Origin of the sequence: Citrobacter sp. Cpo089 (assembly GCF_030332695.1) — a bacterium.
GTDB lineage: Bacteria > Pseudomonadota > Gammaproteobacteria > Enterobacterales > Enterobacteriaceae > Citrobacter > Citrobacter portucalensis.
Window position 1 is genome coordinate 1 of sequence record NZ_JAOWHJ010000001.1, and the last position, 25,890, is coordinate 25,890.

A 25,890-nucleotide genomic window follows, 5' to 3' on the forward strand; every position below is an offset into this window, starting at 1 on the left:
AGCTGATAGAAACAGAAGCCACTGGAGCACCTCAAAAACACCATCATACACTAAATCAGTAAGTTGGCAGCATCACCAAACCAATGCGGTCAAAATATTCCAGAATCTGAATAGCCAATTTGCGCCCGACGTTAAGTCTGTCGCGAAAATCGGCTGCACAGGTCGATCCCCGTTCCTGATCCAGTTCGCGGATCATATTGGCAAAGGCCACAATCCGATCGTTACGGTAATAACGATCTTTCACGATCGCGGTAATGATGCCTTGCTGCGCCGCCTGACGTAATGCCACACGCATCATCTGCTCATCCGTGCCCGTCTGTTTTGCCAAATCGCGCACCCACCATGGCTCATCGCCAAAAAGCGGTTCTACTTTTTGCCAGATTGCCAACTGCTCATCGCTGAAACCCGCCTTATGTTCCGGCAAATGCAACCAGCCATGATGGCTATGGATGGCGCCACTCTCGCGCATCTTTTCAATCAGCAGCAAGACCAGCGCTTCGTCTTCCATCGGCAAAGCCATACGGCGCAGGCGCTCGCGCCCGGGCCCTGGTTCATCACGGTGCTGCTCATGGTAGGTCGCCAGCGTATCGAGAACTTTCCGCTGCCAGCGCGCGGCAACGGGGGCATTCAACAGGCTGTATCCCGCCTGAATAAATCCATGTTGCTCAATCAACGGACGCATACCGTTGCCATTGAGCTGACGCGCCCAGGCAAAGTCAGGAATATTCACCGCCCCACGCGTCAGGTGCAGCGCCAGAGCGTCACCGTCAGTCTGCGCGTTTTCCAGCGCCGACAGCCACTGCAAATACTCCGGCTTACGTTTTCCGCGACGCGGCGGATTGAGCGTGACCACGCGCGCGCCAGCCAGCGTCGTACGGGCAGAAATATCGCGCAGCACCAGACGGTCGTTATCGGCGAGCCAGAGTGGTGTATCAAACACCAGTTCCGCCAGTGTCCCTTCAAGCAGCGAGATACGCCCGGTAACATGGCTAGCCGCGTGGTGAATATGCAGCGGTTGCCACTGCATCAGCGGCGCGGCATGTTCTAAAGAAACAATCACGCGGGTAAAAGCCTCTGGCGGCGCATCGGAAAGCAGCCAGTCGCCACGGTTTAGTTCTTCTTTTTGCGCATCGCCGGCAATATTCAGCGCAATACGTTGTCCCGCTTGCGCGCGGTCGGTGGCCTGATTTTGTGCATGCAGGCTACGTACGCGCATCGGTTTGTTGACGCCCGTGAGCCACAGCGTGTCACCGACATTCACTTCACCGCTGAGCGCCGTCCCGGTCACCACCAGCCCTGCGCCTTTGACCGTAAAGGCGCGGTCAATCGCCAGGCGGAAGCTGTGATCGCGGGCATGCTCGCGCGACGTTAATTGCAACAAATGGTCACGCAGTTCCTCGATGCCACGGCCTTCACTGGCCGCAGTGACGAAAAGCACCGACTCCGCGAAACCATAATTCCCCAGCGTGGCCTGAATCTCCGCACGCACCTCTTCAATTCTTGCTTCGTCTACGCGGTCGGCTTTCGTGAGCGCCACGGTGATCTGCGGATTGCCCGTCAGCTGCAGAATTTGCAAATGCTCACGGGTTTGCGCCATTACGCCATCATCACACGCCACCACCAGCAACGCGTGATCGATGCCGCCGACCCCCGCCAACATGTTGGACAGAAACTTTTCGTGTCCAGGAACGTCGATAAACCCCAGCACCCGCCCGTCCGGCTGCGGCCAGTAGGCATAACCGAGATCGATGGTCATGCCGCGCTTTTTTTCTTCCGGCAGACGGTCGGCATTTACGCCAGTAATCGCCTGTAATAACGTTGTTTTTCCGTGGTCAACGTGTCCGGCGGTTGCAATAATCATTTCAGCATCATCTCCATAAACCCGGTCTCGTCTTCAAGGCAGCGCAGATCCAGCCATAAGCGGCCATCATAAATTCGCCCAATAATCGGCACGGGCAGCGTACGCCAACGGGCTGCCAACGCTTCGAGGCGGCTCCCGCGCCCGTCATGTGGGGTAAAGGTTAGCGCCGCGCTGGGCAGCCTATCAACAGGTAGTGAGCCGCTGCCAATCTGCGACAGGCAAGGCATCACATTCAGGGCGAACTCATCACCGTAATGTTCCGCAAGCTGTGCCTGTAATTGCTGTGCCTGCGCGTGGATTGCCTCTTGTGAGCGGGTGAGCTGGCGCAACGTCGGCAACTTCGCCGCCAGTGCTTCAGGGTGCAGGTAGAGCCGTAGCGTCGCTTCCAGAGCAGCCAGCGTCATTTTATCTGCCCGTAATGCGCGTTTCAGCGGATGGCTCTGCAAACGAGCGATCATCTCTTTTTTACCGACAATTATCCCGGCCTGCGGCCCGCCCAGCAGTTTATCGCCGGAGAAACTCACCAGACTGACGCCAGCAGCAATCAGTTGCTGCGGCATCGGCTCCTGCGGCAAGCCATACTGGCTGAGATCGACCAGCGAACCGCTGCCCAAATCCGCCACCACCGGAACATCCAGCTCCTGGCCAATGACGGCCAGCTCCGCCTCATCCACCGACTTTGTGAAGCCTTCAATGCTGTAATTACTGGTATGCACTTTCATCAGCAGAGCGGTATTTTCATTCACCGCCTGGCGGTAATCTTTCGCATGCGTCCGGTTGGTGGTCCCCACCTCGCGTAGAATGCATCCGGCCTGACACATGACGTCCGGAATACGAAACGCGCCGCCTATTTCCACCAGCTCGCCGCGAGACACAACCACCTCTTTGCCGTTCGCCGTGGCAGCCAGCATAAGCAGAACAGCTGCCGCATTGTTATTGACGATACAGGCGTCTTCCGCCCCCGTCAGACGGCAGAGTAAATCCGCCAGGGCCCGATCCCGATGTCCCCGACCGGCATCATCCAGACTGTATTCCAGCGTCACCGGCGTGCGCATCGCCTGTACCACCGCCTCAATTGCTTCTTCGGCCTGCGACGCGCGACCAAGGTTGGTGTGCAGCACCGTTCCGGTCAGGTTAATCACTGGACGCAGTGCGCTTTGTGATTCTCGTTCCAGCCGGGCACTGGCTTCTTGCGCCCAGTCTTCACACCATGCCGGGAGCGCATGCGTGTCGCGAATAGCTTCTCTGGCTTCGTCGAGCATGTGACGCAGCAGGTCAACCACCCGGGTATGACCGTGAGATTCACGTAAGGCTGAGAAGGCGCTATCGCGCAATAAACGATCGATAGCAGGAAGCTGGCTGTAGAGTGAACGCAAGTCGCTTGTCATGAAAGGGCCTGGCTGTTGGTGACCCTCTCCACCGTAGAGAGGGATATCGATATAGGAAGGATTGTACCGTGACTTTGCTCAGGCGGACATAATACGCATCAAGCCTTTGGCGGTTCTGTACGGGCAAAACTTTCGCGTTGAAAGAGTGTTTCCACCAGTTTGACGAGACGCGGACGGTCCACACACCAGCCAGGTGCGACCCGACGGAAATTGAGATAACCGACGGCGCAGGCAATCGCAATGGTTGCCAGGTTAACCGTATCCGTTTTCAGTGTACCGTCCGCCAGATAACCTTCCAGCACATCCAGACTACGGGTGATCTTCTCACGCTGACGTAACAATTCAGTTTCTGACTGCTGCGCTGCAGGGCGAGCCTGTTCGCGCACCGAAACTAAACCGGCATCCATAATACCGTCTGCCAACGCTTCCAACTGGCGTACCTTCAGCGCAGCCAGCGGATCACGCGGCAGCATGGCTGGTGCAATATCCAGTAGCTCTATATATTCCGCGATGATAGGAGAGTCAAACCAGTACTCGCCCTCATCGGTGACCAACGCAGGTACTTTGCCTAACGGGTTATAGCGCGCCACGCCGCTATCCGCGTTGTAGGGGAGTTCATTCACAAATTCGAAAGTGATGCCCTTTTCCAGTAACAGAATCGAAATTTTACGCACAAAAGGGCTGGTATAGCTGCCAATGAGTTTCATGCCGGGTCCTTTTTGCCAACAAAAAAGCGGTGCCCTACGATAGTGGGACACCGCTTAGTATGGCTCAGGTCACTGAAAATGGCAGGTGATGGCAGTCTCAATGATCCAAATAAAGGTAATGCATCCAACTGGTCATGCGCAGCAGCACTTTACGCATTACCGACACGTGGGCGAAATGGTCAGAATAGACCGCGACCTGGGCATAGATACCGTCCGGCATCGCATCCACATCGGCATTCGGATCCAGCTCAATTGTTGCCAGCACGCCATCGGTACCCGGCACCACCGTTAAGGACTGTAACGCCCCCTGCGCCTGATAAGAACCACCCGGAACGACCGGAAGAATACTGGTTAGCTTGCCGGTGAAAACCTGGCCAGGCAGCGCGTTAAACACCACTTCCGCTTCATCGCCTGGTTTAAGGCGCAGCAGCGAGTTCTGGCGGAATTGCGCCACGATTTGCCGTTTTTGTTCAGGAATAAACACCATTACCGGACGCAAAGGTAATGCTGCTGCGTAAGTCCCCGGACGAATTAAAATCTGCGTGGCATAACCGTTGCTGGGGGCACGAACTACCGTCTGTTCAAGATTATATTTAGCCTCGGCGAGCTGGGCACGCAGGGATGCAACCTGAGATTGCTCCCCGTTGACCATACTGTCTAATTGACTCTGAATCTGCGTCTGTTCTGCCACCGAGCCTTTGACCAGCGCATCCTGTGCCAGATAGTTTTGCCGGGCGTTATCGATATCGCTTTCAGAGAACGGGTTAACCTTCGCCTGGCTGCCTTTCAAATAACGTTGATAATCCTTATACAGGCGATCACGTTCCGCAGACACGCGGGTAGTATTAGCGACCGCTTCCGACAGTTGCGCTTTTAGGTTGTCGATATTATGCGTCGCGGTTACCAGGTCGGCCTGCAGTCTGTCTACACGCGCCTGATAACGTACCGGATCGAGCTTAAACAGCACATCGCCTTTTTTAATGAGCTGATTATTCTTATCCGTTACCTCACTAACAATTCCTGTGACTTGCGGAGTGACTGGAATTGAAATAACCGCTTTTTGCGCCGTAAAGGTATACGGGTGGTTATAGTTCATTAATAAAATCAATCCCGCAACAATGAACACCCCACCTAATGCAGCGGTAGCAAGCGTCCATTGGTTTACCGGAATACGGAATATTTTAAAGATGGCCCAGGCAAAGGCCACATAGGTCAGGACTATCAACAAATCCATGATTAAATCTCCGGAAAGGTGGAGTTATCGGTTTTTTTCTCCCCATCCAGTCTTTTTTCCAACTGGGTGATTCGCGCTGCCAGCGCGGCAATCTCAGGGTCTGACTCCTTTCCGGTCGGTGTGATGTGTGACTGCATTCCCCATCCCTTTTCAGGCTGGTAGAGCGTGGCCCAGATCCACAGGAACGGCCAAATAACATGAAGAGTGAACAAGCTCACCCATCCTGCAGTATGGATGGCATCGGCATGGGGATGGTTACGTTTTTTAGCCATGTTATAGGGAATATCATGAATGGCGATGATTCCGTAAAACAGAACCAGAAAAACGAAGATCAGCACGCCCAGTGCGAAATAATTTAGAAACATACCTGCCTCGAATTCACGCTAATTAGAGTTTTTTTATGCCGGCAGCCGTATGCACCCTGGCTGATGTTTTGAACATAACTGCAGTTAGGGGTTTTCGCCATATCACAAAAAAAATATTTTTTCTGGCGAGAAGTTGCTTTGTTTTGCAATAAAAATGTCAGGAGTAGAATCTGCCGCAGATCACATCTGCTCAAATCCAGATGAAAATACTTTGCGATCCACATCACAAAGATTCAACAAACAGCAAAACCAAAAATGTGAATTAGTTCACATTTAATCCCCATTTTTCATTAAATCTAACCCTGTGATGTTTTTTTGTACCGTTAATTTGTGATTCAAATCACATTAACTAACGCCATACACCCTATATTTACGTGACGAATGTCACATAAAAGTCCGTCGACTGGACAGTTGAACGATTCAGTGCCAGATTTCGCAGTATCTACAGGGTCCGGCTACCTCCTGCCGCTACATTAACAAACCTCGGGCTTTCAGCCTGCGCGATAGCAAACATAAGAAGGGGTGTTTTTATGTCATCCGATATTAAGATCAAGGTGCAAAGCTTTGGTCGATTCCTCAGCAACATGGTGATGCCAAATATCGGCGCGTTTATCGCGTGGGGTATTATCACCGCATTATTCATTCCGACAGGGTGGTTGCCGAACGAAACGCTGGCGAAGCTAGTCGGCCCGATGATCACCTATCTGCTGCCGCTGCTGATCGGTTATACCGGTGGTAAGCTGGTTGGCGGCGAGCGTGGCGGCGTGGTTGGCGCTATCACCACCATGGGCGTTATCGTCGGTGCAGATATGCCAATGTTCCTCGGCGCGATGATCGCAGGTCCGCTGGGCGGCTGGGCTATCAAACATTTCGACAACTGGGTAGACGGTAAGATCAAATCCGGTTTTGAGATGCTGGTGAATAACTTCTCCGCTGGCATCATCGGTATGATCCTCGCCATTCTGGCATTCCTTGGCATTGGCCCATTGGTTGAAGCGCTGTCAAAAATTCTGGCGGCAGGCGTTAACTTCATGGTTGTCCATGACATGCTACCGCTGGCATCTATCTTCGTTGAACCGGCGAAAATCCTGTTCCTCAACAACGCCATTAACCACGGTATTTTCTCACCGCTGGGTATTCAGCAGTCCCATGAGATGGGCAAATCCATCTTCTTCCTGATTGAAGCTAACCCGGGTCCGGGTATGGGCGTCCTGCTGGCGTACATGTTCTTCGGTCGCGGCAGCGCTAAGCAGTCTGCAGGCGGCGCGGCTATCATCCACTTCCTGGGTGGTATCCACGAAATTTACTTCCCGTACGTGCTGATGAACCCGCGCCTGATCCTGGCCGTTATTCTCGGCGGTATGACTGGCGTATTTACCCTGACTATCCTGAACGGCGGTCTGGTTTCTCCGGCGTCTCCGGGTTCTATCCTGGCCGTGCTGGCAATGACGCCGAAGGGTGCTTACTTCGCTAACATCGCTGCTATCTGCGCGGCTATGGCAGTCTCTTTTGTGGTCTCAGCCATTCTGCTGAAAACCAGCAAAGTGAAAGAAGATGATGACATTGATGCCGCAACCCGTCGTATGCACGACATGAAAGCGGAATCCAAAGGCGCATCTCCGCTGGCGGCTGGCGATGTAACCAACGACCTGAGCCATGTGCGTAAAATCATCGTTGCCTGCGATGCTGGTATGGGTTCCAGCGCCATGGGTGCGGGCGTACTGCGTAAGAAAGTGCAGGATGCGGGGCTGTCTCAGATTTCCGTCACTAACAGCGCGATTAACAATCTGCCGCCGGATGTGGATCTGGTCATTACCCACCGTGACCTGACTGAACGCGCGATGCGCCAGGTGCCTCAGGCACAGCACATTTCGCTGACCAACTTCCTCGACAGTGGCCTGTACTCCAACCTGACCGAACGTCTGGTCGCTGCGCAGCGCCACAACGTAAACGAGGAGAAAGTTCGCGACCACCTGAAAGACAGCTTTGAAGAGGGTGATACCCACCTGTTCAAACTGGGTGCGGATAACATCTTCCTTGGTCGTAAAGCGGCTAACAAAGAAGAAGCGATTCGCTTTGCTGGTGAGCAACTGGTGAAAGGCGGTTACGTTGAGCCAGAATACGTTGAGGCGATGCTGGACCGTGAAAAACTGACCCCGACTTACCTGGGTGAGTCCATCGCAGTACCGCACGGTACGGTTGAAGCCAAAGACCGCGTGCTGAAAACCGGTGTGGTGTTCTGCCAGTACCCGGAAGGCGTTCGCTTCGGTGAAGAAGAAGACGATATTGCCCGCCTGGTGATTGGCATCGCAGCGCGTAACAACGAGCACATCCAGGTGATTACCAGCCTGACCAACGCTCTGGATGATGAATCCGTGATCGAACGTCTGGCCCATACCACCAGCGTGGATGAAGTTCTGGAACTGCTGGCGGGTAAAAAAGCTTAACGCTTAAGTATCTCCAAAATAGTTCGAGCTGCAGGAAGGCGGCAACGCAGTGAATCCCCAGGAGCGTACATAAGTACGTGACTGGGGTGAGCGAGGAGAGCCAACGCATCTGCAGTTCGAAATATGAAGGCGATATCCTCTCCCTTGTGGAGAGGGTTAGGTTGAGGGAAAAGCCTCACCCCAGCCCTCTTGGGTAAAAACATTAATGAAGGTTAATACTATGAAAGCATTACATTTTGGCGCAGGTAATATCGGTCGTGGCTTTATCGGCAAACTGCTGGCGGACGCGGGGATACAGCTGACGTTCGCGGATGTAAATCAGGTCGTGCTCGATGCCCTGAATGCCCGTCATAGCTATCAGGTTCATGTCGTGGGTGAAAACGAGCAGGTTGATACCGTCTCCGGTGTCAACGCCGTGAGCAGCATCGGCGATGATGTTGTTGAACTGATTGCCCACGTAGATTTAGTCACTACCGCCGTCGGTCCGGTCGTGCTTGAGCGTATCGCTCCGGCCATCGCCAAAGGGCTGGTTAAACGCAAGGCGCAGAGAATCACTACTCCACTAAATATCATCGCTTGTGAAAACATGGTGCGCGGAACGACTCAGTTGAAAGGCCATGTAATGAACGCGTTAGCAGATGAAGATAAAGCCTGGGTTGAAGAACATGTTGGCTTTGTCGATTCTGCCGTGGACCGCATTGTTCCGCCTTCGGCTTCAGCAACCAACGATCCGCTGGAAGTTACCGTAGAAACCTTCAGTGAGTGGATTGTCGACAAAACACAGTTCAAAGGTGAACTGCCAAATATCCCAGGAATGGAATTAACTGATAACCTGATGGCATTTGTCGAACGTAAACTCTTCACGCTGAACACCGGGCATGCTATAACCGCGTACCTCGGAAAATTGACCGGTCATCAGACCATCCGTGACGCGATTCTCGACGAGAAAATCCGCGCAGTGGTAAAAGGTGCGATGGAAGAGAGCGGCGCGGTACTGATCAAACGCTATGGCTTTGATGCAGCAAAACATGCGGCATACATTCAGAAAATCCTCGGCCGTTTTGAAAACCCGTATCTGAAAGATGACGTTGAGCGTGTGGGTCGTCAGCCGCTGCGTAAACTTAGCGCAGGCGACCGCCTGATTAAACCACTGCTGGGTACGCTGGAATATGGTTTGCCGCATGCGAATCTGGTTACCGGTATTGCGGCAGCGATGCACTATCGCAGCGAAGAAGATCCGCAGGCACAGGAACTGGCCGCACTGATTGACGAAAAAGGTCCACAGGCCGCGCTGGCGCAAGTTTCCGGGCTGGATGCCAACAGTGATGTCGTGCTTGAGGCTGTTAACGCGTATAACGCAAAGAAATGATGCAGGACCTGGCGCAGGATATCCTGCGCCTGAATAATAGATTGTCAGATATGCAGGCAATAATGGAACAAACGCAGGCCTTTGAAAATCGTGTGCTTGAGCGTCTGAATGCTGGCAAAACCGTACGCAGCTTCCTCATCACCGCCGTAGAACTGCTCACCGAGGCGGTGAATATCCTTGTGCTTCAGGTATTTCGCAAAGACGACTATGCGGTGAAATACGCCGTAGAACCGCTGCTCGACGGCGATGGTCCGTTGGGCGATCTTTCTGTTCGTCTGAAGTTAATCTACGGCCTGGGCGTACTCAGTCGCCCGGAGTACGAAGATGCGGAGCTCCTGATGGCGCTGCGGGAGGAGCTGAATCACGACGGCAACGAATACGCATTCACCGACGACGAAATTCTTGGACCGTTTGGTGAACTTCACTGCGTGACGGCACTCCCGCCGCCACCCCAGTTTGATACCTCAGACTCTGGTTTGCATGCCATGCAGATCCAGCGTTACCAGCAGATGGTACGATCCACCATGGTCCTTTCCCTGACCGAGCTGATTTCTAAAATCAGCTTAAAAAAAGCCTTTCAAAAATAAGACGATGTTTGCTTATTTCTCTTCCTGCTGCGGTCGATACAGCTGCCGATAGTACGCCAGACGTTGCAGATACAGCTGCGCGTTTTCCTGCGGTATTTCTGAAGGGACAACGTTGCGCGGCGGTGTTTTATTCAAATATTCGCGAAAAGCCTGGCTTGAAGCCATAAAATCGACAGTTTTATCAATCAGGACCGAAACGTTCTCACCTATTTTCGCCATAATCTTCCCTCCTCCATGTATTAACCGCGCTCAGCCTGTGCGGTTGATCATTTAAGTTTAGGATCAGTTGGGTGTTTATATTGAGGAAAACGTGCTTCACCACGAACACGCCAATAAAAAGCACCACGGCCGATCTTATCGCTTAAAACTCCTTGTTAATCAATGCAGTAACATTATCATTAGCTAATTAATACTTACGGTATTTGATTATTTATCTTCGAGCAGTTGTGAATAATCCCGCTCTGCGCGCATACTATAGGATATTCATCCTATTTTTATCAGAAGCTATCCTATGAAAGAAGTCGAAAAAAACGAAATTAAACGCCTGAGCGATCGTCTGGACGCTATTCGCCACCAGCAGGCAGACCTGTCCCTGGTTGAAGCCGCCGACAAATACGCCGAGCTGGAAAAAGAGAAAGAAACTCTGGAAGCCGAGATCGCACGCCTGCGTGAAGTTCACAGCCAGATGCTGAGCAAAGAAGCGCAAAAGCTGACAAAACTTCCGTTCCGTCGGGCCATCACCAAAAAAGAGCAGGCTGACATGGGCAAACTGAAGAAGAGCGTGCGCGGCCTGATCGTCGTCCACCCGATGACCGAGCTTGGCCGTGAAATGGGCCTGAAAGAGATGACGGGCTTCGCGAAGAGCGAGTTCTAATCTCCCACCGGGCAACATCCGCTTGCCCGGTCCTTCATTTCCCCTCGCAATTGGCCCTACCAATTTTAACCAAATCCTACCAGCACCTCACATTTCATTAAAATGTGCGTACAATACCGTTGCCAATAAATAACATTTGATTAACCATTCATTGTCATTACCCCTACACAACAATATTGGCAGGGCCACTTTTACACATAATGTGACCTGGAGATGAGCACAGACTCATTCCATTATGTCGGCGGCCCCCAGGAGACCTGCAATGAATCTCTGGCAACAGAACTACGACCCGGCCGGTAACATCTGGCTTTCCAGTCTGATCGCATCGCTCCCTATCCTGTTCTTTTTCTTCGCCCTGATTAAGCTCAAGCTCAAAGGCTATGTTGCGGCGTCATGGACGGTGGTGATCGCTTTGTCGGTCGCCCTGCTGTTTTACAAAATGCCGGTCGATCACGCTCTGGCATCCGTAGTGTACGGTTTCTTCTATGGCCTGTGGCCGATTGCCTGGATCATTATCGCCGCGGTATTCGTCTATAAAATCTCGGTGAAGACCGGGCAGTTCGACATTATCCGCTCCTCGATACTCTCGATTACCCCAGACCAGCGTCTGCAAATGCTGATTGTCGGTTTCTCCTTTGGGGCATTCCTCGAAGGAGCGGCAGGCTTTGGCGCTCCGGTAGCGATTACCGCCGCACTGCTGGTTGGTCTTGGCTTTAACCCGCTGTATGCGGCAGGTTTGTGCCTGATCGTAAATACCGCGCCGGTCGCTTTTGGCGCAATGGGCATTCCGATTCTGGTTGCCGGTCAGGTTACCGGACTGGACAGCTTCGAGATTGGCCAGATGGTAGGGCGTCAGCTGCCGTTCCTGACCATTATCGTGCTGTTCTGGATTATGGCGATTATGGATGGCTGGCGCGGCGTCAAAGAAACCTGGCCTGCGGTGATGGTCGCTGGCGGCTCGTTTGCTATCGCACAGTACCTCAGCTCTAACTTTATCGGGCCGGAACTGCCGGACATTATCTCTTCTCTGGTCTCACTGGTGTGTCTGACGCTGTTCCTGAAACGCTGGCAGCCGGTACGCATCTTCCGTTTTGGCGATATGGGCGCTTCGCAGGTCGATATGGACCTGTCGCGCACCCGCTACACCGCTGGGCAGGTGGTACGCGCCTGGTCACCGTTCCTGTTCCTGACCGCTACCGTCACGCTGTGGAGCATACCGCCGTTTAAAGCACTGTTTGCGCCCGGCGGCGCGATGTACCACTGGGTGGTCAATATTCCGGTTCCGTTCCTCGACAAGCTGGTTGCCCGTATGCCGCCGGTCGTACACGAAGCCACGGCCTACGCGGCGGTGTACAAATTTGACTGGTTCTCCGCGACCGGTACCGCAATACTGTTTGCCGCCCTGCTGTCTATCGTCTGGCTGAAGATGAAGCCATCTGCTGCGCTGCAGACCTTTGGCAGCACGTTGAAAGATCTGGCGCTGCCTATCTACTCCATCGGGATGGTGCTGGCGTTCGCGTTTATCTCTAACTACTCCGGGCTTTCATCCACCCTGGCACTGGCCCTGGCGCACACCGGCAGCGCGTTTACCTTCTTCTCGCCATTCCTCGGCTGGCTGGGGGTATTCCTGACCGGGTCCGACACCTCATCAAACGCATTGTTCGCCGCCCTGCAGGCCACGGCCGCTCAGCAAATCGGCGTTTCGGATGTGCTGATGGTGGCCGCAAATACCACCGGCGGCGTGACCGGCAAGATGATCTCTCCGCAATCTATCGCTATCGCCTGTGCGGCAGTGGGATTAGTGGGGAAAGAGTCTGATCTGTTCCGCTTTACCGTGAAGCACAGCCTGATTTTCACCTGCATGGTGGGTGTGATTACCACGCTGCAGGCCTATGTCTTAACCTGGATGATTCCATGATAGTGATGCCCAGACGCCTGTCAGACGAAGTCGCATCTCGTGTGCGGGCGCTGATTGAAGAACAACAGCTGGAGGCGGGCATGAAGTTGCCCGCTGAGCGCCAACTGGCCGTACAGCTCGGCGTATCGCGCAACTCGCTGCGCGAGGCGTTAGCCAAGCTGGTGAGTGAAGGTGTGTTGATTAGCCGTCGTGGCGGCGGGACGTTTATCCGCTGGCAGCATGAAGCATGGTCTGAACAAAACATCGTTCAGCCGCTGAAAACCCTGCTGGCGGACGATCCCGACTACAGTTTCGATATTCTGGAAGCCCGCCACGCCATCGAAGCCAGCACCGCCTGGCATGCAGCTATGCGTGCCACTGCTGCCGACAAAGAGAAGATCAGACTCTGTTTCGAGGCCACACAAAGCGAAGATCCAGATCTCGCCTCGCAGGCAGACGTTCGCTTTCATCTCGCCATTGCGGAAGCCTCGCACAACGTGGTGCTGTTACAGACCATGCGCGGTTTCTTCGACGTATTGCAGTCTTCGGTGAAACAGAGCCGCCAGCGTATGTACCTTGTGCCGCCCGTATTTTCGCAACTGACGGCGCAGCATCAGGCCGTCCTGGATGCGATTGTTGCCGGAGATGCCGACGGAGCGCGTAAAGCAATGATGGCGCACCTCAGTTTTGTCCACACTACGATTAAACGATTTGATGAAGATCAGGCCCGCCAGGCGCGTATCACCCGCCTGCCCGGTGACCCTGGTGAGAATAGCAGGGAGAACAACGCATGATTATTTCAGCAGCCAGCGACTATCGCGCCGCAGCCCAGCGCATCCTACCCCCCTTCTTGTTCCACTATATAGACGGTGGGGCGTATGCAGAGCACACTCTGCGCCGTAACGTGGCAGACCTGTCGGAGGTGGCGCTGCGCCAGCGCGTGCTGAAGAATATGTCCGACCTGAGCCTGGAGACAAAGCTGTTCAACGAAACGCTCTCCATGCCAGTGGCCCTTGCACCTGTCGGTCTGTGTGGCATGTACGCGCGCCGGGGCGAAGTTCAGGCCGCCGCCGCCGCTGATGCCAAAGGCATTCCGTTTACGCTTTCCACGGTATCCGTATGTCCGATTGAAGAGGTCGCTCCAACCATCAAACGTCCGATGTGGTTTCAGCTATATGTTCTGCGCGATCGCGGCTTTATGCGCAACGCGCTGGAGCGCGCCAAAGCGGCGGGTTGCTCCACGCTGGTCTTTACCGTCGATATGCCAACACCGGGCGCACGCTACCGTGACGCCCATTCCGGGATGAGCGGCCCAAATGCCGCACTACGCCGCTACTGGCAGGCAGTCACCCATCCACAGTGGGCATGGGACGTTGGCCTGAACGGTCGCCCACATGATTTAGGTAATATCTCGACTTATCTTGGTAAACCTACCGGTCTTGAGGATTACATCGGCTGGCTGGCGAATAACTTCGACCCGTCGATTTCCTGGAAAGACCTCGAGTGGATCCGCGAATTTTGGGATGGTCCGATGGTGATCAAAGGGATCCTCGATCCCGAAGATGCCCGAGACGCCGTACGCTTTGGCGCGGATGGTATTGTTGTCTCTAACCACGGTGGTCGCCAGTTAGACGGCGTGCTGTCTTCAGCTCGCGCGCTACCCGCCATTGCCGATGCGGTAAAAGGCGATATCACCATTCTGGCAGACAGTGGGATCCGCAACGGCCTGGACGTCGTACGTATGATTGCGCTGGGCGCGGATAGTGTTCTGCTGGGACGTGCTTATCTGTACGCGCTGGCCACCCACGGTCAGGCCGGGGTGGCGAATCTGCTAAATCTGATCGAGAAAGAGATGAGGGTGGCAATGACCCTGACCGGTGCAAAATCGATTAGCGAAATCAGCCGTGATTCACTGGTACAAGAACTGGGCAAACAGGTGGCTGACTACCAGATGCAGCCCAAACGTGGAAATGCGGCGTAAACGTTAATTTGCTATGCTGCCCCGTACTTAAGGGGGCAGCATGCTAAACATCGTATTATTCGAACCAGAAATCCCGCCAAATACCGGCAATATTATCCGTCTTTGCGCCAACACCGGCTTTCGTCTGCATATTATTGAGCCAATGGGCTTTACCTGGGACGACAAGCGCCTGCGCCGCGCGGGGCTGGATTACCATGAATTTGCCGCCGTGCAACGCCACCCTGATTACGCCGCCTTCGTCGCCGCAGAAAATCCGCAACGTCTGTTTGCCCTGACCACCAAAGGTACGCCAGCGCATAGCGCGGTAAGCTATCAGGATGGGGATTATCTGATGTTTGGCCCGGAAACTCGCGGTCTGCCAGCCAGCATCCTCGACGCACTGCCAGCTGAACAAAAAATTCGTATTCCGATGATGCCGGACAGTCGCAGCATGAACCTGTCGAATGCGGTGTCGGTGGTGGTGTATGAGGCCTGGCGCCAGTTAGGTTATCCCGGCGCGGTATTGCGTAGTTGATTTTTGTCGGATGGCGGCTGACGCCTTATCCGACCTACGAAAGAATTTACCATTATTTTTCGAGCGTTATCGGAGCAGTCAGGTTGGACACTGACTGCGCTTGCCGACCTTCGCGTACACGTAGTACGTGAGGATGGCGAGCACAGCCCGGGTTCAAGATGACAAGTAAGATAGCTCGAAATCAGATTCCATCGCCGTATTCGAACGTATGATGTATCCCGTTGAAATGCTGATCCATATCCATAGACGGTTTATCGCTGTCAGGCTTGCCGACGATGCGCGCCGGTACGCCTGCGGCGGTGGTATGCGGCGGTACGGGCTGTAGCACGACCGAACCTGCGCCAATCTTCGCGCCGCGCCCGACTTCAATGTTGCCGAGAATTTTTGCTCCCGCGCCGATCATCACGCCTTCACGAATTTTCGGGTGGCGGTCACCGCCGGCTTTACCGGTCCCGCCCAGCGTGACGGATTGCAGAATAGAGACGTCATTTTCAATCACCGCGGTTTCACCGACCACAATGCCGGTGGCGTGATCGAGCATAATCCCACGACCAATTTTTGCCGCCGGATGAATGTCTACCTGGAAGGTAACGGACACCTGATTTTGCAAGAATATCGCCAGCGCCTGACGCCCCTGATGCCACAGCCAGTGACCGATACGGTAGGCCTGAAGCGCATGAAAGCCCTTCAGATACAGCAGTGGAGTGGAATATTTATCGACAGCCGGGTCACGCGTGCGTACTGCCTGAATATCGCAGGCCGCTGAGGCAATCATTTCAGGATCGGCCGCGTAGGCCTCTTCTACGACTTCGCGAATCGCAATGGCGGGCATGATTGGAGAAGCGAGTTTATTCGCCAGCATATAGCTTAGCGCACTGCCGAGATTTTCATGCTTGAGCAGCGTTGCGTGGTAAAAACTGGCCAGCATTGGCTCACATTCCGCCAGTGCCCGGGCTTCCGCTTTAATGTTTTTCCAGACGATATCCAGTTCTTCACACGGCATTGCGTACTCCAGAAGGTAGCAAAACGACCGATCCGTTCTTCGCGGATCGGGTCGTTATATTCAACAGTTCCTTACAGCTAGTGGCGACTCAGCTCGTCCTTGCGTGCACGGCCTAATAACGTCAATGCTGCCTCGCGCGCGTTTTTTCCGCAATACAATACTTGATAAATTTCCTCGGTTATTGGCATCTCAACACCAAAACGGTGCGCCAATTCACGAACTTCTTTCGTATTGCGATAGCCTTCAACCACTTGGCCAATTTTGTCCTGCGCACCCTGCACGTCCATCCCCTGGCCGAGCATCATGCCAAAACGACGGTTGCGCGACTGGTTGTCGGTACAGGTCAGCACCAGATCGCCTAAACCCGCCATCCCCATAAAGGTGGCAGGATCGGCCCCCAGCGCCGCACCAAGACGAGACATTTCGGTCAGCCCACGGGTGATCAATGCGGTTCGTGCATTCGCGCCGAAACCGATGCCGTCAGACATCCCTGCGCCAATGGCAATGACGTTTTTCACCGCACCGCCAAGCTGTACGCCAATGAAATCCGGGTTGCTGTATACGCGGAAGCTTTTGCCGCAGTGCAGCAACTGCTGGAGATCGTCAGCAAAGGTGTCGTCCGTCGAGGCCAGAGAAATCGCCGTCGGCATGCCCGCAGCCAGCTCTTTGGCAAACGTCGGGCCGGAAATAACCGCCAGTGGAATTGAGTCCCCCAACGCTTCACGCGCGACATCCTGCAGCAGACGCCCTGTTTCCGCTTCCAGACCTTTTGTCGCCCAGACCAGTCGTGCGTCAGAACGCATCAATGGTTTGATGTTACGCAGCACTTCGCCAAAGACGTGGCTCGGCACCACCACCAGAATATTACGACTGGCGGCCAGCGCTGTGGCTAAATCACTTTCCAGGCGCAGCGTGTCGGGAAAAGGCACATCAGGAAGGAACGCGACGTTGCAGCGATCGTGCTCGAGAGTCGCGATATGTTTAGGATCATGGCCCCACAGGACAACCTGATGGCCATTTCTTGCCAGGGTGATGGCAAGAGCGGTGCCGTACGAGCCGGCACCAATCACAGTCATTGAAGCATTACTTTGGTTCATCAGGCATCCTGATGTTCTTCAGTACCTTCGCCAGCCTGCTGCTGTAAATAGTTCATGAACAGCGCATCAAAGTTGACCGGCGCAAGGTTCAGTTGCGGGAACGTACCGCGTGAAACCAGGCTGGTGATGCATTCGCGGGCATACGGGAACAGAATGTTCGGGCAGTATGCGCCCAGGCAATGCGCCATTTGAGTCCCTTCGATACCACTGATGGAGAAAATACCGCCCTGCTGAACTTCGCACAGGAACGCAGTTTCTTCACCCAGGGAAGCCGTTACGGTGACACGCAGCACTACTTCATACACGTCATCTGCCAGTTGGGTAGATGCGGTATCAAGATCCAGTTTAACCTCTGGCTGCCAATCTTTCTGGAAAACATGCGGTGCATTTGGCGCTTCGAAAGACACATCCTTGGTATAAATACGTTGGATCTGGAAAGCCATTTCAGTGTTATTTTGTTCTGACATGTTGAGAAAACCCTTTAGTGTTGTCCTTTAAATACTTCGGTACGCCTTAACGCAGCAGCGGATCCAGTCCACCACGCGCATCCAACGCATACAAGTCGTCACAACCACCAATGTGCTGTGCATCAATAAAAATCTGCGGAACCGTAGTACGGCCACTGCGCTTGATCATCTCTTCACGCTTCACGGCATCACCGTCAATCGGAAGCTCCTGGAAACTCACACCCTTGCTGTTTAACAGCGCCTTTGCGCGATGGCAAAACGGGCAGGTTGCTTTGGTATAGATCTCAATATTGGCCATGACTTATCTCCAGTGTTCTTTTTACCCTGCGGCATGAAAGAAGACGGGTAAATTACTTGCCGCGAACCAGTGGCAGATTCTCACCACTCCAGCCCGCTACGCCATCTTTCAGTACAGACACCTGCTCAAAACCGGCTTTGATCAGCGCAGTTGCTGAATCCTGGCACTGCATGCCTGAACCATCAACCACAATAACAGGTTTGTTTTTGTGTTTTTCCAGTTCGCCAAAGTTGTTGGCTTTGATTTCGCTCGGCAGCAGGTTAGTGGAGCCAGCGATATGACCTTTGCGGAAGTCGTCGCGCTGACGTAAATCCACGACAACGGCGTCTTCTTTATTGATGAGACGTGTGGCTTCTCCGCGCGTAATCACCTTCACTTTGGAAGTCAGGCTCTTAAACGTGGTAAATAATACAGCCGCCAGTAACGCAATCCAGGCGATACTCAATACAGGGTGGCGACTAACAAATTGCATAATTTCTTGCATGGGGGGTAACAACTCCCGACTCAGTGATTAAAAAAACCAGGAAAGGAGTATACCTGCGCGTTGGCGCAAATACAGCCAGAGCGTGCATTGGATTGCATTTTTGCGGGGCGCTACGGAAAAAAAAACCTAAAACCACGCCCTCTGCGGCGCGCTCTGGTCGATTATTTGATCTTCCGGGGCTACTTTATCGATTCAGCTGTAGTAAAATTACGCAATTATTTTTTATCTATTAAGTGTGAGGTTGTCGCAATGTCGGTTTCTAAAAAACCTATGGTACTGGTGATTCTGGATGGCTATGGCTATCGCGAAGACAGCCAGGATAACGCCATCTTTAATGCCAAAACCCCGGTAATGGATGCCCTGTGGGCAAAACGTCCGCATACCCTGATTGATGCGTCTGGCCTGGAAGTTGGCCTGCCCGATCGCCAGATGGGCAACTCCGAAGTCGGTCACGTCAACCTGGGCGCGGGCCGCATCGTGTATCAGGACCTGACCCGTCTGGATGTAGAAATTAAAGAGCGTACTTTCTTCGCTAACCCGGTGCTGACCAATGCGGTCGACCAGGCAAAAAATAGCGGCAAAGCGGTACACATCATGGGTCTGCTCTCTGCGGGCGGTGTTCACAGCCACGAAGATCACATCATGGCGATGGTAGAAATGGCTGCTGAACGCGGGGCTGAGAAAATCTATCTGCACGCTTTCCTTGATGGCCGTGATACTCCGCCACGCAGCGCTGAACATTCACTGCAAAAATTCGAAGAGAAATTTGCCGCGCTGGGCAAAGGCCGCGTAGCGTCCATCATCGGTCGTTACTACGCGATGGACCGCGACAACCGTTGGGATCGCGTTGAACAGGCTTATGACCTGATGACGTTGGCCAAAGGCGAGTTCCAGTTCGCTACGGCGGTTGAAGGCCTGCAGGCTGCTTATGCCCGCGACGAAAACGATGAATTCGTGAAAGCGACCGTGATCCGTGCTGAAGGCCAGGCTGAAGCCGCCATGGAAGACGGCGATACGCTGATTTTCATGAACTTCCGTGCTGACCGTGCGCGTGAAATCACTCGTGCGTTTGTTAACGCTGATTTCGACGGCTTCGCCCGTAAGAAAGTCGTTAACCTCAACTTTGTGATGCTGACCGAATACGCGGCCGACATCAAAACTGCGGTTGCTTACCCACCAGCATCTCTGGCTAACACCCTTGGCGAGTGGATGGCGAAGCACGACAAAACGCAGCTGCGTATTTCCGAAACCGAAAAGTATGCGCACGTAACCTTCTTCTTCAACGGCGGCGTAGAAGAGCCATTCAAAGGCGAAGATCGCATCCTGATCAACTCGCCGAAAGTTGCGACCTACGATCTGCAGCCGGAGATGAGCTCTGCTGAGCTGACCGAAAAACTGGTTGCGGCGATTGAGAGCGGAAAATACGACACCATCATTTGTAACTACCCGAACGGCGACATGGTTGGTCATACCGGGGTGATGGAAGCAGCGGTTAAAGCGGTTGAAGCGCTGGATCACTGCGTTGAACAGGTCGCGAAAGCGGTTGAATACGTTGGGGGTCAGTTGCTGATCACCGCAGACCACGGTAACGCAGAGCAAATGCGCGATCCGTCCACCGGTCAGGCGCATACTGCGCACACCAACCTGCCCGTTCCGCTGATTTATGTCGGTGGCAAGAACGTTAAAGCAGTCGAAGGCGGCAAACTTTCTGATATCGCCCCGACGATGCTGACGCTGATGGGTATGGAAATCCCGCAAGAGATGACTGGTAAGCCGCTGTTCATCGTGGAATAATCCCTCCCCATGAGGGGAAAGGCGATTAATACCATCACTCGGGCCGTGAAACCGCGTAAGTTTTCAGTCAGGCCCTTGTTCTACGCCAGCGCGCTTAGCGCTGGCGTATTGCTGTGCGCCTTTTCCGCCCACGCGGACGAACGCGACCAGCTCAAATCTATTCAGGCCGATATCGCGGCAAAAGAACGCGCGGTACGTCAACAGCAACAACAACGCGCCACCCTCCTCGCTCAGCTTAAAGCTCAGGAACAAGCCATCGCCGTTGCCGCAAGGCAGTTGCGCGAAACGCAAAACTCACTGGCGCAGCTGAATGCACAAATCGCAGAGATGAACGCAGCACTCGCGAAGCTGGAAAAACAGCGGGCCGCACAAGAACGCAGCCTGGCAGCCCAACTCGACGCAGCTTTTCGCCAGGGCGAACACACCGGCATTCAGCTCATTCTTAGCGGTGAAGAAAGCCAGCGCGGGCAACGCCTGCAGGCCTATTTCGGCTATCTGAACCAGGCGCGACAGGAAACTATCGCGCAATTGAAACAAACCCGCGAAGAGGTCGACTCGCAAAAAGCCGAGCTGGAAGATAAGCAGAGCGAACAGCAGACGCTACTGTACGAACAGCGCGCTCAGCAGGCTAAGCTGGAACAGGCACGTAACGAACGCCAGAAAACGCTTTCGAGTCTGGAATCATCGATTCAACAGGGTCAACAGCAACTGGGCGAAATGCGCGCCAACGAATCCCGTCTGCGCAACAGCATTGCCCGCGCCGAAGCCGCAGCCAAAGCGCGTGCGGAACGTGAAGCACGCGAGGCGCAGGCAGTACGCGATAAGCAACAGGATGCGTCACGAAAAGGCTCAACCTATAAACCGACCGAAAGTGAAAAATCACTGATGTCGCGTACCGGCGGTTTGGGTTCGCCACGCGGTCAGGCATTTTGGCCCGTTCGTGGTCCAACTCTACATCGTTATGGCGAACAGCTGCAGGGTGAGCTACGTTGGAAGGGGATGGTTATTGGCGCATCCGAAGGCACCGAAGTTAAAGCCATTGCCGATGGTCGCGTCATTCTGGCGGACTGGCTGCAGGGCTATGGCCTGGTGGTCGTCGTTGAACACGGTAAAGGCGATATGAGCCTGTACGGTTATAACCAGAGCGCACTGGTCAGCGTCGGTACGCAGGTTCGCGCCGGGCAGCCTATAGCACTTGTGGGTAGCAGCGGCGGTCAGGGCAGGCCGGCACTCTATTTCGAAATTCGTCGCCAGGGTCAGGCGGTCAATCCACAGCCGTGGTTGGGAAGATAAGTTTTGCCACAACAATTTCGTCGTCTACTACTCTCTCTCGCCAGTCTGCTGGCCTTCGCAACACCTGTATTTGCTGGCAAACTCGCCATCGTCATTGATGATTTCGGCTATCGCCCACACACTGAAAACCAGGTACTGGCGATGCCTTCTACCATCTCCGTTGCCGTTCTGCCTAACGCCCCACATGCGCGTGAAATGGCAATCAAAGCGCATAACAGCGGGCATGAAGTCTTAATCCATCTGCCAATGGCACCGCTGAGTAAGCAGCCGTTAGAGAAAGACACGTTACGCCCGGAAATGAGCAGCGAAGAGATTGAGAGGATCATTCGCGACGCGGTAAGCAAAGTACCGAATGCGGTCGGTCTGAACAACCATATGGGCAGCGCGATGACCTCCAGTCTTTTCGGCATGCAGAAGGTGATGCAGGCGCTGGAACGCTACGACCTCTACTTCCTGGACAGCATGACCATCGGTAACAGCCAGGCAATGCGCGCAGCGTCAGGTACCGGTGTGAAGGTCATCAAACGCAAAGTCTTCCTGGATGACACGCAAAACGAAGCCGATATTCGCCGTCAGTTTAATCGTGCCGTCGAGCTTGCGCGCCGCAACGGTTCCGCAATCGCCATTGGCCACCCTCACCCGTCTACGGTTCGCGTCCTGCAGCAGATGCTGTATAGCCTGCCAGCCGACATCACGCTGGTTCGCCCAAGCAGCTTGCTCAATGAACCACAGGTGGATACGTCCAGACCAAACCTCACGCCACCGAAGAACGGTACGCCTGATGCACCGCGTAATCCTTTCCGCGGGGTGAAATTATGCAAACCGAAACAGCCGTTAGAGCCGGTGTACGCCAGCCGCTTCTTCAGCGTGCTCGGCGAAAGCATCACCCAAAGCACGCTGGTGCAGTATATGCGCCTGCAGTGGCAGGGCTGGCAATAATCAGTCTTTACTATCCAGCGTTAAATGGGCCAGGCGGCGCGGCGTCAATGATTTATCGCGCCACTGGCTAAAACGGATAGCCCACAACAGAACCTGATAACCCAGCTTAACGCTGCAGATATTACTCACCATACGCTTGAACATACCCGATACAAATACTTCAGCAATCATGCGCTGACGAATCTGTGGATCGGGTTCTTTACGAATGCAGTGGCATACTCGCAGTCCCTCATAAATCACTTGTTGCTTAAACTCAGGATAGATAGTGATGCGGTTAGCGTAGCTATGATTAAGTTCGTCCAGCAGGCGAGTGATCTTTATATAGTGCCGTTGATAGTTTAAATTCGCTTCACCCTGCCGCTTCATGTGACTAATTGAGCCATCGTGTTGGTAGTATTTATATAATGGTTTTTCCGTATATTTCGCACGAGTGGCATTAAACATAAACACCGTACTCCACATGACATCCTGATGATGTAACCCAGGGATAAATCTTATATTGTGTTCTTTAATGAGGTCATTTCTATATACCCCCATCCAGAGAACATGCGTCCAGCGGCGCGAAGCAAGCCCCATACGCAACCAGTCTGGGCCGGAGAGAATACCGGTAGAACGCAGACGATCTGTTGGAATGGATACCCAGACTCGGGATGTTTCCCGCGAACTCCAGTCTGCGTTGCTTTGTACAACGTCAAGGTTGTCCTGCAAGGCCATTCCCATCAATGTCTCATACATCTCCGGATAGACTTCATCATCGGCATCAACGAATGCGATGTAATCCCCCACAGCGACATCCAGGCCAAGGTTTCGCGCGACAGAGACACCCTGGTTGGCCTGATGCAGCAGCCGAACATGGGGATATTTTTCTGCATAGTATTGCGCAATATCGACTGAGCAGTCCGTAGAACCATCATTTACAATAATGATTTCAAGATCTTTCCAGGTCTGCGCAATTAACGACTCCATACAGTCACGAAAGTAACTACCGGCATTATATAACGGGATAATAACGCTTAATTTATATTTACTTTGCATCGTAGGGTAATCATCTAATCTATGGGATTGTCGTTACTCTATCACCCAATTATTAAGATATTATTAAGGCTTAACAAGAGGTACAATTTCCTGAGAAATAGGCCAGCATTCCTATAAATTTATATTAGCTAGATTGATAACCTATTTACTTACACGTCCGAGAAACAAAAAACAGCACGAATAGCCAACTTAGTTGTTACCTGTGTATGACAAAGGATTTTGTTATACTAACTTGATCTCTATCACAAAATGAACAGTGCAAATGTAATGATGACCAAAGCACTCTTGCTACATTGATGCTTTAAGTCATGAAATTTTCATAACGGAAAGCAATTAATCAATTACTTTCAATTAGATAGAGCATAACACTGTTGTTTATGTGTCTTTTACATAAAAGCATGTATTAACTAACCACCGTCGATACAATTTTGTATAATACAGAGCATAACTATCCACAACAGATTAATATACGAAGGCGAATTTAATGAACATTAGTAAGGTTGAATTAAATGACTTTAATGTTTATTTCAAGAAAGAAAAAATTAATTTCCCTTTGTTGATGAAAAAAATATCAGATAATGAAATAAAAGGGAAACAACTGAATGCTGAAAATGGTTTTCGCAGCGTCCATCTTGTCGAATATGAAAATAAAAAGTTTATTGTCAAGAACGATCGTGAAATAGACAATCGCTTTGAAAAAAAAGCGCTAAACTTTATTTCCGGGCCCTTTTATTCACATATGATTAAACGACTGGCACGCTTAACTCCAGAGCAACGCGCCTGTACTGCAGATCTGTACTACGTTGCCGAAAAATGTCAATTTCGTCAATGTGTTGAAGTGTCAACCGTGCATGAATACATTGATGGAAAACCCCTTGCCGAAATCAACGAAAGTAATGCCGAAGAGGTGAAAAACTGTATTATTAAACTTCACAATGCAGGTCTTGCATCGAATGACATTCACCCTGGAAATTTTATTAGAACGCCATCTGGTGAACTTAAAGTTATCGATCTTTCATGCAAAGGCATTATGAAAATATGCCAGGCGAACGATATCCTCACGCTCCGGAATAAATACAATATCGATATTCAGGGTCATGGCTTCGTTTATAACCTGATTTTATTGAAAGAAAAGCTTCGCCGACTTTCACGAAAAATTCGCGGCAAGTAAAAAATAGCCAGATATTAATCATATCTGGCTATTCATTCTTACCGGCTTAATACTAATCCCAGCTCAGGATCACTTTCCCTGACTGGCCTGAACGCATCGCGTCAAAGCCCTGCTGGAATTCATCGATGGAGAATCGATGGGTGATGATCGGCGACAAATCCAGTCCAGACTGGATCAGTGCAGCCATTTTGTACCAGGTTTCAAACATCTCACGACCGTAGATACCTTTAATAAACAGCCCCTTAAAGATAACTTTGGTCCAGTCGATGGACATATCAGATGGCGGAATACCCAGCATAGCAATACGGCCACCGTGGTTCATGGTGTCCAGCATGGCGCGAAACGCTGGCGGCGCCCCGGACATCTCCAGGCCCACATCAAACCCTTCGGTCATACCCAGTTCAGCCATCACGTCGGTCAGATTCTCTTTCGACACGTTGACCGCGCGTGTGATACCCATTTTGCGTGCCAGCTCAAGGCGATACTCATTAACGTCGGTGATCACCACGTGGCGTGCGCCAACATGCTTCGCGACCGCCGCCGCCATAATACCGATTGGACCCGCACCGGAAACCAGCACATCTTCCCCAACCAGATCGAACGACAGCGCCGTGTGCACTGCATTACCGAACGGATCGAAGATAGACGCCAAGTCGTCGGAGATATTGTCCGGGATTTTAAATGCGTTAAATGCCGGGATCACCAGGTACTCCGCAAAGCAGCCAGGGCGGTTTACACCGACACCGGTCGTATTGCGGCACAGGTGAGTACGTCCACCGCGGCAGTTACGGCAATGCCCGCAGGTGATATGACCTTCGCCTGAAACGCGATCGCCGATTTTAAAGCCTTTAACTTCCTGACCGATGCCAACAACTTCGCCGACATATTCATGCCCAACGACCATCGGTACCGGGATGGTTTTTTGCGACCATTCATCCCAGTTATAAATGTGAACGTCAGTCCCGCAGATGGCTGTTTTACGGATTTTAATCAGCAAATCGTTATGACCGACTTCCGGTTCAGGAACGTCGGTCATCCAAATGCCCTCTTCCGCTTTCAGTTTGGATAACGCTTTCATTTCACAT

Annotated in this window: 25 protein-coding genes; 12 read left to right on the forward strand and 13 right to left on the reverse strand. The window is 52.8% G+C overall.

Annotated elements, in window-relative coordinates; all coding sequences use genetic code 11:
• Positions 1 to 55 precede the first annotated feature (55 nt).
• The 5 genes from selB to OGX92_RS00025 all read right to left on the reverse strand — a co-directional run bounded on the left by selB (position 56) and on the right by OGX92_RS00025 (position 5,555).
• Positions 56 to 1,861 carry a selenocysteine-specific translation elongation factor gene (gene selB, locus OGX92_RS00005; protein ID WP_286586088.1) on the reverse strand — a complete coding sequence of 602 codons (1,806 nt, stop codon included), beginning with the start codon at positions 1,859 to 1,861 and terminating at the stop codon, positions 56 to 58.
• On the reverse strand, positions 1,858 to 3,249 hold the full coding sequence (gene selA, locus OGX92_RS00010; RefSeq protein ID WP_286586089.1) for an L-seryl-tRNA(Sec) selenium transferase: 1,392 nt from the start codon (positions 3,247 to 3,249) through the stop codon (positions 1,858 to 1,860). Before selA ends, selB begins: the two co-directional genes overlap by 4 nt.
• Positions 3,250 to 3,347: 98 nt before the next feature.
• Positions 3,348 to 3,956, reverse strand: a complete 609-nt coding sequence (locus tag OGX92_RS00015; protein WP_123268896.1) for a glutathione S-transferase — start codon at positions 3,954 to 3,956, stop codon at positions 3,348 to 3,350.
• A gap of 97 nt (positions 3,957 to 4,053) precedes the next feature.
• Positions 4,054 to 5,190, reverse strand: coding sequence for an HlyD family secretion protein (locus OGX92_RS00020; protein ID WP_286586090.1), 1,137 nt, complete (start codon positions 5,188 to 5,190; stop codon positions 4,054 to 4,056).
• A gap of 2 nt (positions 5,191 to 5,192) precedes the next feature.
• Complete coding sequence (locus tag OGX92_RS00025; RefSeq protein WP_003827338.1) at positions 5,193 to 5,555, reverse strand: DUF3302 domain-containing protein; 363 nt, start codon at positions 5,553 to 5,555, stop codon at positions 5,193 to 5,195.
• A gap of 530 nt (positions 5,556 to 6,085) precedes the next feature.
• Here OGX92_RS00025 and mtlA point away from each other — a divergent pair.
• The 3 genes from mtlA to mtlR all read left to right on the forward strand — a co-directional run bounded on the left by mtlA (position 6,086) and on the right by mtlR (position 9,958).
• Positions 6,086 to 8,002 carry a PTS mannitol transporter subunit IICBA gene (gene mtlA / locus OGX92_RS00030; protein ID WP_286586091.1) on the forward strand — a complete coding sequence of 639 codons (1,917 nt, stop codon included), beginning with the start codon at positions 6,086 to 6,088 and terminating at the stop codon, positions 8,000 to 8,002.
• Between the two features lie 220 nt (positions 8,003 to 8,222).
• Positions 8,223 to 9,371, forward strand: coding sequence for a mannitol-1-phosphate 5-dehydrogenase (mtlD, locus tag OGX92_RS00035; protein ID WP_003827336.1), 1,149 nt, complete (start codon positions 8,223 to 8,225; stop codon positions 9,369 to 9,371).
• A complete protein-coding gene (gene mtlR, locus OGX92_RS00040) occupies positions 9,371 to 9,958 on the forward strand; it encodes a mannitol operon repressor MtlR (RefSeq protein ID WP_003024179.1) in 588 nt (195 codons plus the stop codon). Before mtlD ends, mtlR begins: the two co-directional genes overlap by 1 nt.
• A 12-nt stretch (positions 9,959 to 9,970) precedes the next feature.
• Here the strand turns inward: mtlR and OGX92_RS00045 are convergent, their stop codons facing one another.
• Entirely contained in the window at positions 9,971 to 10,177 is a 207-nt protein-coding gene (locus OGX92_RS00045) for a hypothetical protein (RefSeq protein WP_003827334.1), read from the reverse strand.
• A 292-nt stretch (positions 10,178 to 10,469) separates the two neighbouring features.
• Between OGX92_RS00045 and OGX92_RS00050 the strand changes: the two genes are divergently transcribed.
• From OGX92_RS00050 to trmL, 5 genes are all read left to right on the forward strand, one after another.
• Positions 10,470 to 10,832 (forward strand): YibL family ribosome-associated protein, encoded by a 363-nt coding sequence (locus OGX92_RS00050; RefSeq protein ID WP_286586092.1) that lies wholly within the window; start codon positions 10,470 to 10,472, stop codon positions 10,830 to 10,832.
• Between the two features lie 262 nt (positions 10,833 to 11,094).
• Positions 11,095 to 12,750 (forward strand): L-lactate permease, encoded by a 1,656-nt coding sequence (gene lldP / locus OGX92_RS00055; protein ID WP_003827332.1) that lies wholly within the window; start codon positions 11,095 to 11,097, stop codon positions 12,748 to 12,750.
• Complete coding sequence (lldR, locus tag OGX92_RS00060) at positions 12,747 to 13,523, forward strand: transcriptional regulator LldR (RefSeq protein WP_003827331.1); 777 nt, start codon at positions 12,747 to 12,749, stop codon at positions 13,521 to 13,523. Before lldP ends, lldR begins: the two co-directional genes overlap by 4 nt.
• Entirely contained in the window at positions 13,520 to 14,710 is a 1,191-nt protein-coding gene (lldD, locus tag OGX92_RS00065) for an FMN-dependent L-lactate dehydrogenase LldD (protein WP_126956486.1), read from the forward strand. The genes lldR and lldD overlap by 4 nt, the downstream gene beginning before the upstream one ends.
• 40 nt (positions 14,711 to 14,750) lie before the next feature.
• Entirely contained in the window at positions 14,751 to 15,224 is a 474-nt protein-coding gene (gene trmL, locus OGX92_RS00070; protein ID WP_032945354.1) for a tRNA (uridine(34)/cytosine(34)/5-carboxymethylaminomethyluridine(34)-2'-O)-methyltransferase TrmL, read from the forward strand.
• Positions 15,225 to 15,405: 181 nt separating this feature from the next.
• Here the strand turns inward: trmL and cysE are convergent, their stop codons facing one another.
• From cysE to OGX92_RS00095, 5 genes are all read right to left on the reverse strand, one after another.
• Positions 15,406 to 16,227 (reverse strand): serine O-acetyltransferase, encoded by an 822-nt coding sequence (gene cysE / locus OGX92_RS00075; RefSeq protein WP_003024160.1) that lies wholly within the window; start codon positions 16,225 to 16,227, stop codon positions 15,406 to 15,408.
• A 77-nt stretch (positions 16,228 to 16,304) separates the two neighbouring features.
• Positions 16,305 to 17,324: an NAD(P)H-dependent glycerol-3-phosphate dehydrogenase gene (gpsA, locus tag OGX92_RS00080; protein ID WP_003827328.1), complete on the reverse strand. Its 1,020-nt coding sequence runs from the start codon at positions 17,322 to 17,324 to the stop codon at positions 16,305 to 16,307.
• Entirely contained in the window at positions 17,324 to 17,791 is a 468-nt protein-coding gene (gene secB, locus OGX92_RS00085) for a protein-export chaperone SecB (RefSeq protein WP_003024155.1), read from the reverse strand. The genes gpsA and secB overlap by 1 nt, the downstream gene beginning before the upstream one ends.
• Before the next feature lie 46 nt (positions 17,792 to 17,837).
• Positions 17,838 to 18,089, reverse strand: a complete 252-nt coding sequence (grxC, locus tag OGX92_RS00090) for a glutaredoxin 3 (RefSeq protein WP_003024152.1) — start codon at positions 18,087 to 18,089, stop codon at positions 17,838 to 17,840.
• A 52-nt stretch (positions 18,090 to 18,141) separates the two neighbouring features.
• Positions 18,142 to 18,573, reverse strand: coding sequence for a rhodanese-like domain-containing protein (locus OGX92_RS00095; protein ID WP_003024148.1), 432 nt, complete (start codon positions 18,571 to 18,573; stop codon positions 18,142 to 18,144).
• A 249-nt stretch (positions 18,574 to 18,822) separates the two neighbouring features.
• Here OGX92_RS00095 and gpmM point away from each other — a divergent pair, with 249 nt between their 5' ends.
• Genes gpmM through OGX92_RS00110 form a run of 3 tightly spaced genes read left to right on the forward strand, consistent with a single transcriptional unit; the run spans position 18,823 to position 22,599 of the window.
• A complete protein-coding gene (gpmM, locus tag OGX92_RS00100) occupies positions 18,823 to 20,367 on the forward strand; it encodes a 2,3-bisphosphoglycerate-independent phosphoglycerate mutase (protein ID WP_286586094.1) in 1,545 nt (514 codons plus the stop codon).
• Between the two features lie 33 nt (positions 20,368 to 20,400).
• Positions 20,401 to 21,660, forward strand: coding sequence for a murein hydrolase activator EnvC (envC, locus tag OGX92_RS00105; RefSeq protein WP_231504629.1), 1,260 nt, complete (start codon positions 20,401 to 20,403; stop codon positions 21,658 to 21,660).
• Between the two features lie 3 nt (positions 21,661 to 21,663).
• The gene (locus tag OGX92_RS00110) at positions 21,664 to 22,599 is read left to right on the forward strand and encodes a divergent polysaccharide deacetylase family protein (protein WP_003024138.1); all 936 of its coding nucleotides are present in this window, start codon (positions 21,664 to 21,666) and stop codon (positions 22,597 to 22,599) included.
• Here OGX92_RS00110 and OGX92_RS00115 read toward each other — a convergent pair whose 3' ends face one another.
• Positions 22,600 to 23,634: a glycosyltransferase gene (locus OGX92_RS00115; protein ID WP_003827319.1), complete on the reverse strand. Its 1,035-nt coding sequence runs from the start codon at positions 23,632 to 23,634 to the stop codon at positions 22,600 to 22,602.
• 484 nt (positions 23,635 to 24,118) lie between these two features.
• Here OGX92_RS00115 and OGX92_RS00120 point away from each other — a divergent pair, with 484 nt between their 5' ends.
• Positions 24,119 to 24,805: a lipopolysaccharide core heptose(II) kinase RfaY gene (locus OGX92_RS00120; RefSeq protein ID WP_286586095.1), complete on the forward strand. Its 687-nt coding sequence runs from the start codon at positions 24,119 to 24,121 to the stop codon at positions 24,803 to 24,805.
• 52 nt (positions 24,806 to 24,857) lie between these two features.
• On the opposite strand, the gene tdh is transcribed toward OGX92_RS00120, so the two are convergent.
• Entirely contained in the window at positions 24,858 to 25,883 is a 1,026-nt protein-coding gene (gene tdh, locus OGX92_RS00125) for an L-threonine 3-dehydrogenase (RefSeq protein WP_003024132.1), read from the reverse strand.
• Positions 25,884 to 25,890 lie beyond the last annotated feature (7 nt).

Excerpts from the sequence above, each read along its gene's own strand:
- selB (WP_286586088.1), bottom strand. The coding sequence starts at position 1,861 with ATGATTATTGCAACCGCCGGACACGTTGACCACGGAAAAACAACGTTA.
- selA (WP_286586089.1), bottom strand. The coding sequence starts at position 3,249 with ATGACAAGCGACTTGCGTTCACTCTACAGCCAGCTTCCTGCTATCGAT.
- OGX92_RS00015 (WP_123268896.1), bottom strand. The coding sequence starts at position 3,956 with ATGAAACTCATTGGCAGCTATACCAGCCCTTTTGTGCGTAAAATTTCG.
- OGX92_RS00020 (WP_286586090.1), bottom strand. The coding sequence starts at position 5,190 with ATGGATTTGTTGATAGTCCTGACCTATGTGGCCTTTGCCTGGGCCATC.
- OGX92_RS00025 (WP_003827338.1), bottom strand. The coding sequence starts at position 5,555 with ATGTTTCTAAATTATTTCGCACTGGGCGTGCTGATCTTCGTTTTTCTG.
- mtlA (WP_286586091.1), top strand. The coding sequence starts at position 6,086 with ATGTCATCCGATATTAAGATCAAGGTGCAAAGCTTTGGTCGATTCCTC.
- mtlD (WP_003827336.1), top strand. The coding sequence starts at position 8,223 with ATGAAAGCATTACATTTTGGCGCAGGTAATATCGGTCGTGGCTTTATC.
- mtlR (WP_003024179.1), top strand. The coding sequence starts at position 9,371 with ATGCAGGACCTGGCGCAGGATATCCTGCGCCTGAATAATAGATTGTCA.
- OGX92_RS00045 (WP_003827334.1), bottom strand. The coding sequence starts at position 10,177 with ATGGCGAAAATAGGTGAGAACGTTTCGGTCCTGATTGATAAAACTGTC.
- OGX92_RS00050 (WP_286586092.1), top strand. The coding sequence starts at position 10,470 with ATGAAAGAAGTCGAAAAAAACGAAATTAAACGCCTGAGCGATCGTCTG.
- lldP (WP_003827332.1), top strand. The coding sequence starts at position 11,095 with ATGAATCTCTGGCAACAGAACTACGACCCGGCCGGTAACATCTGGCTT.
- lldR (WP_003827331.1), top strand. The coding sequence starts at position 12,747 with ATGATAGTGATGCCCAGACGCCTGTCAGACGAAGTCGCATCTCGTGTG.
- lldD (WP_126956486.1), top strand. The coding sequence starts at position 13,520 with ATGATTATTTCAGCAGCCAGCGACTATCGCGCCGCAGCCCAGCGCATC.
- trmL (WP_032945354.1), top strand. The coding sequence starts at position 14,751 with ATGCTAAACATCGTATTATTCGAACCAGAAATCCCGCCAAATACCGGC.
- cysE (WP_003024160.1), bottom strand. The coding sequence starts at position 16,227 with ATGCCGTGTGAAGAACTGGATATCGTCTGGAAAAACATTAAAGCGGAA.
- gpsA (WP_003827328.1), bottom strand. The coding sequence starts at position 17,324 with ATGAACCAAAGTAATGCTTCAATGACTGTGATTGGTGCCGGCTCGTAC.
- secB (WP_003024155.1), bottom strand. The coding sequence starts at position 17,791 with ATGTCAGAACAAAATAACACTGAAATGGCTTTCCAGATCCAACGTATT.
- grxC (WP_003024152.1), bottom strand. The coding sequence starts at position 18,089 with ATGGCCAATATTGAGATCTATACCAAAGCAACCTGCCCGTTTTGCCAT.
- OGX92_RS00095 (WP_003024148.1), bottom strand. The coding sequence starts at position 18,573 with ATGCAAGAAATTATGCAATTTGTTAGTCGCCACCCTGTATTGAGTATC.
- gpmM (WP_286586094.1), top strand. The coding sequence starts at position 18,823 with ATGTCGGTTTCTAAAAAACCTATGGTACTGGTGATTCTGGATGGCTAT.
- OGX92_RS00115 (WP_003827319.1), bottom strand. The coding sequence starts at position 23,634 with ATGCAAAGTAAATATAAATTAAGCGTTATTATCCCGTTATATAATGCC.
- OGX92_RS00120 (WP_286586095.1), top strand. The coding sequence starts at position 24,119 with ATGAACATTAGTAAGGTTGAATTAAATGACTTTAATGTTTATTTCAAG.
- tdh (WP_003024132.1), bottom strand. The coding sequence starts at position 25,883 with ATGAAAGCGTTATCCAAACTGAAAGCGGAAGAGGGCATTTGGATGACC.